9 protein-coding genes are annotated in these 12,086 nt (G+C 38.0%); 8 read left to right on the plus strand and 1 reads right to left on the minus strand.

Annotation, left to right across the window (positions count from 1 at the left end; genetic code table 11):
- Positions 1–135: 135 nt before the first annotated feature.
- From V7083_RS01190 to ubiB, 8 genes are all read left to right on the plus strand, one after another.
- Positions 136–1,770, plus strand: a complete 1,635-nt coding sequence (locus tag V7083_RS01190; RefSeq protein WP_335474493.1) for a M20/M25/M40 family metallo-hydrolase — start codon at positions 136–138, stop codon at positions 1,768–1,770.
- Between the two features lie 566 nt (positions 1,771–2,336).
- On the plus strand, positions 2,337–3,455 hold the full coding sequence (gene aguA, locus V7083_RS01195) for an agmatine deiminase (RefSeq protein WP_335474495.1): 1,119 nt from the start codon (positions 2,337–2,339) through the stop codon (positions 3,453–3,455).
- Positions 3,456–3,523: 68 nt separating this feature from the next.
- Complete coding sequence (arcC, locus tag V7083_RS01200; protein WP_335474497.1) at positions 3,524–4,486, plus strand: carbamate kinase; 963 nt, start codon at positions 3,524–3,526, stop codon at positions 4,484–4,486.
- A gap of 270 nt (positions 4,487–4,756) precedes the next feature.
- Positions 4,757–5,779, plus strand: a complete 1,023-nt coding sequence (gene ptcA / locus V7083_RS01205; RefSeq protein WP_335474499.1) for a putrescine carbamoyltransferase — start codon at positions 4,757–4,759, stop codon at positions 5,777–5,779.
- 203 nt (positions 5,780–5,982) lie between these two features.
- Positions 5,983–6,723, plus strand: a complete 741-nt coding sequence (locus tag V7083_RS01210) for a GntR family transcriptional regulator (RefSeq protein WP_335474501.1) — start codon at positions 5,983–5,985, stop codon at positions 6,721–6,723.
- 212 nt (positions 6,724–6,935) lie between these two features.
- Positions 6,936–7,682 (plus strand): GntR family transcriptional regulator, encoded by a 747-nt coding sequence (locus V7083_RS01215; RefSeq protein WP_335474503.1) that lies wholly within the window; start codon positions 6,936–6,938, stop codon positions 7,680–7,682.
- A 151-nt stretch (positions 7,683–7,833) separates the two neighbouring features.
- Positions 7,834–9,000: a tryptophan synthase subunit beta gene (gene trpB, locus V7083_RS01220; protein ID WP_335474505.1), complete on the plus strand. Its 1,167-nt coding sequence runs from the start codon at positions 7,834–7,836 to the stop codon at positions 8,998–9,000.
- 146 nt (positions 9,001–9,146) lie between these two features.
- Positions 9,147–10,829, plus strand: coding sequence for a 2-polyprenylphenol 6-hydroxylase (gene ubiB / locus V7083_RS01225; protein ID WP_335474507.1), 1,683 nt, complete (start codon positions 9,147–9,149; stop codon positions 10,827–10,829).
- A gap of 85 nt (positions 10,830–10,914) precedes the next feature.
- Here ubiB and V7083_RS01230 read toward each other — a convergent pair whose 3' ends face one another.
- Complete coding sequence (locus V7083_RS01230) at positions 10,915–11,721, minus strand: alpha/beta fold hydrolase (RefSeq protein ID WP_335474509.1); 807 nt, start codon at positions 11,719–11,721, stop codon at positions 10,915–10,917.
- Positions 11,722–12,086 lie beyond the last annotated feature (365 nt).

Here is a 12,086-nt window from a genome sequence, read left to right on the forward strand (position 1 = left end):
TGGAGTGGAAATCAACAGGCAAGTTTAACAAAGCCTATAGTAAAAATCATGTCAATACGTAAATCTATTAATTAAGTTTTACATTTACCCTACAAGTGCATATATGCCGACTTATGGAAGGGAGTCAAATGAACAATGTCAAAAATACTAAATAATTCACCAGAATCCATTTATCAAACCTTACTGCGTTTTTGCCAGATTAAGAGTGTCACTGACTCGGCAGGGGAAAAAGAGGCACCGTTGTTTTTATTTGAAGAATTAAAGCAATGGCCATATTTTCAAGAGCACCCGGAAGATCTCTTTATTCAGCCCATTCGGGAAGATCGTTTAGGCCGATCTAATCTTTGTGCTTGGGTGAAGCCTAAAAAGAAAACGAATAGAACCATTATCTTAATGGGGCACTTTGATGTAGTGGATACTGATGTGTGCGGTCATTTACGAGAAGAGGCGTTTGACCCTGAAACTTATACAAATTTAATGAAGGATGAAATGATTGCAACTGAGGCAAGAGAGGACCTAGATTCGGGGGAATGGCTCTTTGGCCGTGGGACAGCAGATATGAAATCGGGTCTAGTCGTTCAAGCTGCTGTATTGTCTGAATTTGCAGTAAAGTTGGAGCAACTGGAAGTCAACTTGCTTTATCTAGCCGTAGCAGATGAAGAGAATAATGCATCTGGCATCCATGAGGCAGTCCACTATCTGGCTGAACTAAAGAAGCAAGGGTATGAGTTTATTTGCTGTATAGACAGTGAACCAAGTATTACCCAGGAGAATAAAAATCATGGGTGGGTTCATCTTGGAACAGTTGGTATGTATACACCATTTTCGTTTGTAATTGGAAGGGAGACTCATGTTGGAGAATACTTTGAAGGGATCCCTGCATCCCTAATTGCTTTTCAACTTGGGAATATTTTGGAAGGGAGTGGGAAGTTTGCTGATGTATTTAAGAATGTAACCTATCCACCGTTAACTTGCCTTAGGGTATATGACTTAAAACCGACTTATTCGGTAACTATAATCGAACGTGTGGCAATGTATTATAATTGTTTATTTGTCACCAAGACCCCTTTGGAGATCCTCGAATTAATAAAGGCTGCAGCTAATGAAGCTTTAGAGAAATCCCTGGCTGTTTATCAACAAAATTGGCAAGAACAGCAAACTCGCACGAAACAGAAAAAGTTTACCACCCGTGTTCTTGAATTTAGCGAATTGCTTCATCTGGCAGAACAGAAAACTGGGGATTCAGCTCAACACATTACTTCTTCATTTCTAGAAGGGCTGTCTCAAGAACTTGAACTTCAGGACCGTGGTATGAAACTAATCAATCACCTTGTTGACATAACAGGGCTAAAAGGTCCAACAGTTATTATAGGCTTTCTTCCTCCATATTGCCCTTCTGGATTTAATGAAAGAATAGCAGCAAATGAAATTAAAATTGTCAGAGCGGCTGAAAGAATAGTAGAACTCGCACATTCTCAATATAATATGTCAATTTCAATTGGTGAAGTATATGAGGGCATCTCAGATTTAAGTGAATTTGGCTTTAAGGGTACAAAGGAAGATATGGAAGTATTATCGTCAAACTTTGCCGGCTGGGGTGTGGACTTCGTATACCCATTCGAACAATCCAGGTTTTTAAATATTCCTATCGTTAATTTGGGCCCAATCGGCAAAGACGCTCATAAAAAGACAGAACGGCTTTATTTACCTTATACGCTAAACACTCTGCCAAATTTATTAAAAGAATTAATCAATAATCTTTCAAACTAAAAAATCATTTTAAAAATCCAGTAAGTCAGGCACACCTGATTTCATTATTTCAACATGAATTTTTTGAACAATTATTGAAGAAATTAAGGCAGAAAAATGACAAAGTAATAAGTCATACCTATTACGTATTGCTAATAAAAATAAATATATTATTATAAAGGTAGAGTTACTTGATAAACGTATTAACCGAGGTAACTCATAAGGGTCCTTATTTAACAAATTCTTTTCTTCTAAAAAAATGATAGCGCAATTAACTCGGGGAGGTGATTCGGTACGTAGGCTGGAAATCATTCACATTATGATGTCGTTTACCGGAATAACGAAATCTCAAGATAAAAACAATTAATGGATAGTAGTTTTTGTAATTGTTTTCTACATAATGGGAGATGTTGATCATGTCTCAAGAAAACTAAAAAGAAATCCTTGATAAATTTATAAATAACACCATTTACACTCTATGCTGTCATTTTATAGATCTTGTACCTGCATCAGTAGCAATAGAATGGTTCTTTTTGCTTAGGTTCCAGGGTAGGAAGTTAATTAATTAATTAAGGAGGTTAAATATTATGTTAGCTACATTGGCACGGGTGGAATTAGAAACAGTAACTCCCAAGAGCGAAGGATTCAAAATGCCTGGGGAATACGAGTTGCATGAAGGCTGCTGGATGATCTGGCCAGAAAGAGGTGACAACTGGCGGTATGGTGGCTATTATGCCCAAAAAGCTTTTGTTGAAGTGGCCAAGGCTATTTCCAGATTTGAAAAAGTGACGATGTGTGTTTCTCCTGAAAATTGGCAGGTTGCACGTGGAATGCTTCCTGAACATATCCGTGTCATTGAAATGACTAATAATGATTCATGGATGCGTGATGTTGGGCCTTCTTTCGTAGTTAACAATGGTGGTGAAATTAGAGGGGTTAGCTGGGATTTCAATGCTTGGGGTGGCTTAAGAGGGGGATTATATTTTCCTTGGGATCAGGATGATTTAGTTGCTGCAAAAGTGTGTGATATTGAAGGGAAAGCCCTTTATTATGCACCATTTGTTTTAGAAGGAGGATCTATCCACGTTGATGGAGAGGGAACTTGTATTACGACTGAGGAATGTTTGTTGAATCCAAATCGCAACCCTGATCTGACAAAAGAACAAATCGAATATTTATTAGAGGAGTTTTTAGGTGTCGAAAAAGTCATCTGGATTCCACGTGGAGTCTACAATGATGAGACTAATGGACATGTTGATAATCTTCTTTGTTATGTTCGTCCTGGTGAAGTAGCACTAACATGGACAGATGATATTAATGATCCACAATATGCCATTTCACGAGAAGCATACGATGTATTGGCCAATACTACAGATGCAAAAGGCCGTAGACTTAAAATTCATACAATCTATCAACCAAACCCAATAATTATTACGCCTGAAGAAGCAGAAGGTGTACATCCAATGGATGGAACGATGCCACGCCAAGCAGGGGATCGTTTAGCAGGTTCATATATTAACCATTATATCGCAAATGGTGGAGTGGTCATGCCATTATTTAATGATCCTCATGATGAGCTCGCAATGACAAAACTACAAGAAATATATCCTGATAGAGAGATAGTCGGAGTTTACGCTCGAGAAATTATTTTGGGAGGTGGAAATATTCACTGCATTACGCAACAGCAGCCAAAAGGAAGAATATAAAATTTTCCAACCTATACTAATTATTCGTTTTCCAAAGAAAACATACCAAATAAAAAGAGGCGATTAAAATGAAAAGACAAAAAGTTGTTATAGCATTAGGTGGTAACGCCATTCAGTCAGGAGATGCTACTGCCGAGGCCCAGCAAAAAGCATTAGAAAAAACTGCAACGCAATTGGTAGATCTTATTGAAAATGGTATTGATATCATTATATCTCATGGTAATGGTCCTCAAGTAGGGAATATTTTATTGCAGCAAAAGGCAGCAGATTCAGAAAAAAACCCTGCAATGCCACTAGATACTTGTGGGGCAATGACTCAAGGAATGATTGGGTACTGGATGCAAAATGCGATGGACAAGGCTCTTAAAGAAAAAGGGATTGCTCGGAATGTTGTAACGGTTGTAACAAGAGTCCTAGTGGATAAAAATGATTCTGCGTTTGTCCTCCCTTCTAAACCGATAGGACCTTTCTATTCAGAAGCGGAAGCTAGGAAAATTATGGAGGAAACAAATACTTGCTTTAAAGAGGATTCTGGTCGTGGTTGGAGAAGGGTAGTTCCATCACCAAAACCAGTCAGTATAAAGGAGTACGAAGTCATTAATTCCCTAGTTGATCAAGGAAATATTGTCATTTCTGTTGGCGGAGGCGGAATTCCAGTGGTAGAAACAGAGAAGGGATTGCTTGGAGTTGAAGCTGTCATCGATAAAGATTTTGCTTCACAGAAGCTTGCTGAGCTTGTCGATGCAGATGCATTAATCATCCTTACTGGGGTTGATCACGTTTTCATTGATTTTAATAAACCAACTCAAAAGAAATTAGAAGAAATTAGTGTAGATGAATTAAAAAGTTATATTGAAAATGGACATTTCGCTGCGGGAAGCATGCTTCCAAAGGTAGAAGCAGCTATTAGCTTTGCAGAAACCAGCCCGGAAAGAAAAACAATCATTACCTCACTTGACAAAGCACTACAAGCAATCGAAGGTAAAGCTGGGACAGTTGTCTCGTTAAAGGGCGCTCCAGTTCTAGCATAAGATATAGATATAAAGAACTTACAAGTTTATCTTGTAGGTTTTTTTTATGAACATTACGTGACTGAAAAACGACAAAAAAACAAAATAGTAATAAGTAATACCTATCATGTATTGTTTAAAGAAGCGGGTGTATTATCATATAAATAGAGAGCTTTATAAAGTGAAATGAATCAATATTCTTTGGCTTACTACTTACATGAACGATAAGGCACAAAGGTATTCCTCAAGAAAATGTGAGTGCATTACGCAAAACTCAGGAGGTTGAAAATTATGTCAAAGATTCGCCATTTTATTGACACCCAGGAATTTTCAAAGGAAGAATTACTGCAGATTTTTGATTTGATGAGTACTTTGAAGGAATCCAGAAAGCAGGGGGCTATTCCACAATTGTTGCGAAACAAATCGTTAGCCATGATCTTTGAAGAACCTTCAACACGTACACGAGTTTCTTTTGAGACAGCTATGACCCTTTTAGGAGGACATGCTCTCTATTTAAAACCGGGGGAAATTCATCTAGGAGTAAGGGAATCACTATTTGATACAGCTAAGGTGTTATCACGAATGGCAGATGTCATCATGGCCAGAACCCTACTTCATAAAACGATTACTGATTTAGCCGAGTTTGCAGATGTCCCCGTAATAAATGGATTAACAGATTATAACCATCCTACGCAGGTAATAGCTGATGTATTTACAATGATAGAGCACATGCCATTTGGAAAAGGACTTGAGGATATAAAAGTAGTTTTCATTGGTGACCGGACTAATGTCTGCAGTTCACTTATGCATATGACAACAAAAATGGGTATGCACTTTACTCAAATTGCCCCAGTAAAATATCAAGCACCAGGAGAATGGGTAAGAATTGCAGAGAGCAACATTAGAGAAAATGGTGGATCTTTAACCATTACAGATAACATGAATGCGGTAGAGGACGCTGATTTTATCTATACCGATTTATGGTGGTGGGTTGATCAGGAGGATGAAGCTGAAGAAAGGGTTGCCGCTTTCAAGCCAACCTATCAAGTCACAAGTGCAGTAATGGAAATGGCCGGAAAACAGGCCAAGTTTATGCATTGCCTGCCAGCATCGAGGAATGTAGAAGTACTGGATGAGGTGATTGATTCCCCTGCTTCTATTGTTTTTGATGAGGCTGAAAACCGTTTAACTGCACAAATGGGCTTGCTCGTCTATTTAACTTTCCCAACGGTTAGAGTAGGAACAAAAGAGGAAGAAGAAAAATACCATGAAAAAATAGAACAGATATTGAACAGGGAACTCATTATGATGTAATCAAAATCAAGATTAACCGTGTGACAACGATTATAAAAAGTTGTGATCACAAGTACATAAAATTGAAACAACTACTATTTGAAGCTGAAAAACTATTCAAATGCAAATTCCTTAGATTTGCAGGATAGATTATTCTAGGTGGAGACAATATTCACTTTATTACCAGCAGCAGCCTAAGAAACGTCCGTAAAGGATTGGTTAAAATGGACTTATTGATCAAAGTTGATAATGAACAGCTATTTGAAAAGGTAAAAAGAGCTGTCATACAGCTAATATCCCAATTGTCGCTTACAAATAAAGATCGGCTTCCACCTGAAGCTGATTTAGCTTCCCAACTAGGGGTGAGTAGAACTGTAATAAGGGATGTACTTTCAGATCTGGAATCAAAGGGATTTATCAGCAGAAGACGAGGAATTGGAACAATCATCAACCATCATGTACTTGAAGCAACGGCCCGTTTGGATATAGACCAAGAAATAAAGGAAATTTTGGCCAAGACAGGCTATCAACCATCTGTGGAACAGATCCATTATGAAAAAACAGAAGCTGATGAGTGGGTTGCTGAACTGTTACATCTTAATCCTGGCGAAGAAATTTTACGGGTTGAAAAGGTGATATGTGCTGATGGAGTTCCTGCTGTACACATCATTGATAAGATTCCCGTGAAAATTATTCGTGGATCCTACAGTATGAAAGATTTTGAGGATTCCATTTTTGATTTCTTAAAAGAGAAATGCTCTGATCGAATTGAAACAGATCTTTCTAGGATTAAACCTGTAAAAGCAGATAACAAATTAGCCAATATTTTTCGGATCGTGGAAGGCGAAATGCTTCTGTTTTTAGATGAGGTCGGGTATTGCGCAGGAAATTATCCTGTTTTATGGTCACAAGAATATTTCAATCCAGATTTATTTGATTTTGTGGTGTTCCGCAGAAAACTATAGCTACTTTTTTAGACTTACTCACAAGGTAAGTCTTTTTTCTTTTATTGAAATCGAATATAATTAAATCCAATGTAGGTAGGTTGTTAGTTGACTTGCAAATCTGAAAAAAATCTATTATGATAAATTGGATTTTATTTCTTATTATATTATGATTATAATCATGGGCCACTTAAAGTGAAATAAGAGAAACATCCATAAAAGGATTGATTATCGTGGATAAAGGGATTTTTATAAAAATTGATAATGAACAACTTTTTCAAAAAGTAAAAAGAGCAGTTATTCAGCTAATTAAACAATTATCGGAAAGTCAGCAAGACAGACTACCTCCAGAAGCTGACCTGGCTGCAAATTTGGGAGTGAGCAGAACGGTAGTAAGGGATGTTCTTTCTGATTTGGAATCGAAAGGCTTTATTAGCAGGCGTCGAGGCATTGGAACGATTATTAATAAACATGTACTTGAAGCAACTGCACGGCTTGACATTGATCAAGAGATTTTAGAAGTTTTGGTTCAGAAGGGATACACGCCTTCGGTTGAAGGAATCCACTTCGAGAGAAAACTTGCAGATGAAAAGGTATCAGAGTTGCTTCGTCTCAATCCAGATGAAGAAATCTTACAGGTAGAAAGTATTATATGTGCAGATGGAATTCCTGCGGTACATATTATTGATAAAATACCGGTTAAACTTATTCGGGCTCCATATGATATTCGCGATTTTGAAGGATCCATTTTTGAATTCATGAAGGAAAAATGTTCTGACCAAATTGAATCTGATTTATCACATGTTAAACCGGTAAAAGCAGACGACTCGTTGGCGAATATTTTTCAAATAAATGAGGGTGATGTCCTTCTTTTCTTGGATGAGGTGGGTTACAGTGCTGGTAACTTCCCTATTCTATGGTCGCAAGAATTCTTTAATCCGGAAATTTTTGATTTTAAAGTATTTAGAAGAAAATTATAAAGGTATAGGGTGCAATAGTCGGTATATATACGTGGCTATTGCTTTTTTTATTATCATGATAAGTTTTTTTTGATATTGATTATTTGATGGAAAATTCAGATAATAGTATAATGTAGGTTGAAAAAATAGAGGAGAAGGAGTCGAGTGGAGAATGGAAAATACGAGTGTAGCAAGTAAAGGGTATTTTGGTGAATTTGGCGGAAGTTTTGTCCCCGAAGAATTGCAGACCGTGTTAGATGAGTTGGAGGAACAATTTTTAAAATATAAAGATGACCCGGATTTCATAAATGAGTATAAATATTATCTAAAAGAGTATATCGGTAGAGAAAACCCGTTAACGTTTGCGCAAAATTTAACAAAGAAAGTAAATGGAGCAAAGATCTATTTAAAGCGTGAAGATTTGAATCATACTGGTGCACATAAAATTAATAATGCCCTTGGGCAGATTTTATTAGCAAAACGGATGGGAGCCAAGCGGATCATTGCGGAAACGGGAGCAGGACAACATGGTGTAGCAACTGCTACCGCTTGCGCTATGTTTGGAATGGAATGTGTCATTTATATGGGCAAGCTGGATACAGAACGTCAAGCATTGAATGTATTTAGAATGGAGCTGCTTGGTGCAAAGGTGGTCCCGGTCTCAAAAGGGCAGGGACGATTGAAAGATGCAGTAGATGAGGCATTGGGTGATTTGGTGCAAAACTATACCAATACGTTCTATTTGCTTGGATCTGCTGTTGGACCACATCCATATCCAACAATGGTAAAACATTTTCAATCTATCATTAGTGAGGAATCGAAAAGACAAATCATAGAAAAAGAAGGAAAACTGCCAACAGCTATAATTGCATGCGCTGGTGGCGGCAGTAATGCAATTGGAGCCTTTGCACATTATATCGATGAAAAAAATGTACGCTTAATTGGGGTAGAACCAGCAGAAGCTCCTACATTGACAGAAGGTGTTCCGGCTGTAATTCATGGATTTAAATGCATTACCTTATTAGATGAAAACGGTGAGCCTAAACCAACGTACTCCATCGCGGCAGGTCTAGATTATCCGGGGATTGGTCCGGAGCATAGTTTCTTAAAAACCAGTGGTAGAGCAGACTATGTAACCATTACTGGTCAAGAAGCATTAGAAGCGTTTCAGTTACTTAGTAAAACAGAAGGTATTATTCCTGCACTTGAAAGCTCTCATGCCGTTGCCTATGCAATCAAATTGGCGAAGGAATTATCAAAGGATGATCTATTGATTGTAAACCTTTCTGGACGCGGCGATAAGGATGTCGAACAGGTTTTTGACATGATCAATAAGTAATTTATGTTTTAAGGACGATTCTTATAAAGGAGTCGTCTCTTTTTGCCAAATAGTGAACATTTTAAGAAATAATGGAAACAACCTTGAAATGCCCCCATAAACCATGAGATGGTTTTATCAAGAAAAACTACTTGGTGGGATCTGAAATGATTAAGAAAAGAATTCGTCATATCGGGCGCTCTCGTGATATTGTCTATGCTTTTACCCGCCATGGATTTGGGTATATCATGAAGGAATTGGGAATTCTCGATATTTTGTCTGTGCCTAGAAGGCTCTTTGTGGAAGGCAATAAAACAATTGCGAACAAATCTACGGGTGAAAGAATTAGATTATTTTTGGAGGAACTTGGTCCAACCTTTATAAAAATCGGGCAGATCGCCAGCACACGACCTGATATTATACCTGAAGATATTATTAAGGAGTTAATTAAACTTCAAGATCAAGTTCCACCCTTTTCATTTAATGAGGTAAAAGAGATTATTGAAGCAGAATTAGCTGATACTTTGGAGAGTTCTTTTGCAGAATTTGATGAGACTCCGATTGCAGCAGCTTCAATAGGACAGGTACATTATGGGGTACTCGTTACGGGAGAAAAGGTAGCTGTTAAAGTACAACGCCCAAATATTAAAAGTTTGATTGAAACGGATTTAGAGATTCTTTTTGAGTTGGCTAGACTTGCAGAGGCAAGGATTGAGTGGGCAAGAAGGTATCAGGTCCGAGAGGTTATTGAAGAATTGGCCAGATCCATTAGACAGGAACTGGATTATGAAAATGAAGCCAGAAATTGCGAAAAAATTGCAACCCAATTTAAAGATGATCCCAAGATATTTATTCCAAAAATATATTGGGAATGCACAACATCTAAGGTTTTAACGATGGAATTTGTTTCAGGAATAAAACTAAATGAAACTGAACAGCTGCTTCAAGCAGGTTATGACAATAAAAAACTCGGTGAAGCAGTAGTTAATGCAATTCTAAAGCAAATATTAATGGATGGTTTTTTTCATGGAGATCCCCATCCGGGTAATATCCTTGCTATGCCGGATGAAGTGATTGCATTTATGGATTTTGGCATTGTCGGACGCCTCAGTAAAGAAATGAGAAATAATGTTGCCTCATTTGTGATTGCGATGATGAATCAGAGTACTACTGAAGTCATTCGGGCTATCACCAGCATGGGGTTGGTTCCAGAAGATGTGAATATGAAGAAATTGGAAGAAGATGCGGATCACCTTCGGGAGAAATACAGTAACGTTCCCTTTAGTGACATGAGCATTGGAGAGGCGATAAATGAATTGTTTTCAGTAGCCTATCACCATAAGATAAAAATGCCGACAGATTTAACCATTATGGGTAAAACACTGTTGACCATCGAGGGAGTTGTTGAGAAGCTGGATCCTGAATTAAGTATCATAAAAATTGCCCAACCGTTTGGTCAGAGATTATTACTGGAGCGAATGAATCCTAAAAACATGGCGGAAAAAATGCGCAATCAGGTGAATGATTATGGGGAAATCATAAACGAATTACCCAAAACGATCAAGGAAATTACCTCTATCATGAAAAAGGGTAAAATGAAAATAGATTTATCAACTCCTGAGGCAGACATGCTTTTGAAAAGGCTAAACCGCACCAGTAACAGAATATCCTTTAGTAGTATCCTGCTATCCTTTTGCATATTACTGGCTGGTATCATAATTGGGACTTCACTCTCAGGAAAGTCAGCACCATTGTTAACTAAGATTCCTATAGTCGAAATGGGACTAGGCATTGCCACAACTCTCTTTCTTTGGCTGCTTTTTTCGATATTTAAATCTGGAAGATTTTAAAAAGTCTCTGACACGGAAATCCATGTGTAGAAAAATGCCCGATCACATCCAATCGGGCATTTTTAATAGGTTTGTCATGAAATGATTATCGCTGCTTGTTTAAGAATTCCAGCACCTTTTGATTAGCCAAATCTATGGCCTCTGTAACGTAAATATGTCCTGCCCCTTGAATGGTAAGAAACTCAGCATTCGGAATTTTTTCAGCTAAAACAACGCCATTTTCATATGGGACTAATTTATCCTCATTTCCGTGAATGATTAAAGTAGGTTTTTGAATCGTGTTGATTTCTTCGGAAGTATCATGTCCGATACAAGCTTGAAGCTGCAGCACATAGGCATGTGGAAGGATAGGTTGTTCAATTCTCTTTTCAATATCTTCGGCAATTAGCTGTCGGTGATTTTCTATGAAGGATTGGCTGTATAAAATGGGTGCAGTGGCCCAGGCCATTTCTTCAGGAGTTGCTGTAGAAGATGCCCTTGACATCATTAACATCGAAACATCAGCTCCCGGTTGAACATGTGTTGCTCCACCGGAAGTCGTGCACCCTAATATCAAAGATTTGACTCGATTCGGGTACTTGAGTGCAAATCTTTGAGCAATCATTCCTCCCATAGAAATACCATATACATGTGCAGACTCAACACCTACAGCATCCAGAACAGCTCTAGTATCCTCTGCCATCAGCTCGATTGAATATGGCGTGTTTGGCTTCCCGCTCTGTCCAACACCACGATTATCAAAAATAATAACCTGATAATGTTCACTCAGAACAGGCACCGACCTAAACCAAGACCTTGAACTAAGTGATAAACCCATAATCAATAATAACGGTTCACCTTCACCATGCACCTCATAATAAAGATCAATCCCATTAGCCTTCGTAACAGGCATCCCATCACAACTCCTCATTTACCAATATTAGTAGATTATATGAACTAGCTTGAACACGAAGAACCAAATAAATAGAAAACCAAACTAGCAGACAAAATCATAAGCTCACTCTCCATGAATGTCCGCCTGGTGTGGACAAATGTCTTTTAGTGGTGCCTGGCACCATCTAAAGTCTTATCGGAATATATTAACTAGGGGGGAGTGGTTTTGTAAGCGTTTGCGGTGGTAATGGTGTTATCTGTGGGGGTTTTTAGTATGGGAGGTGTAGTTAAAGGGGGGAGGTAAAATATTTCGACTGAATTCTACATTTCCCTTGGGTTTTTTCTGTGGAATAAAGCTGGTTAGGTTGGAACATTGTTTAATAT

This window comes from Bacillus sp. JJ1764, assembly GCF_036962145.1.
Taxonomy (GTDB): Bacteria; Bacillota; Bacilli; order Bacillales; family Cytobacillaceae; genus Neobacillus.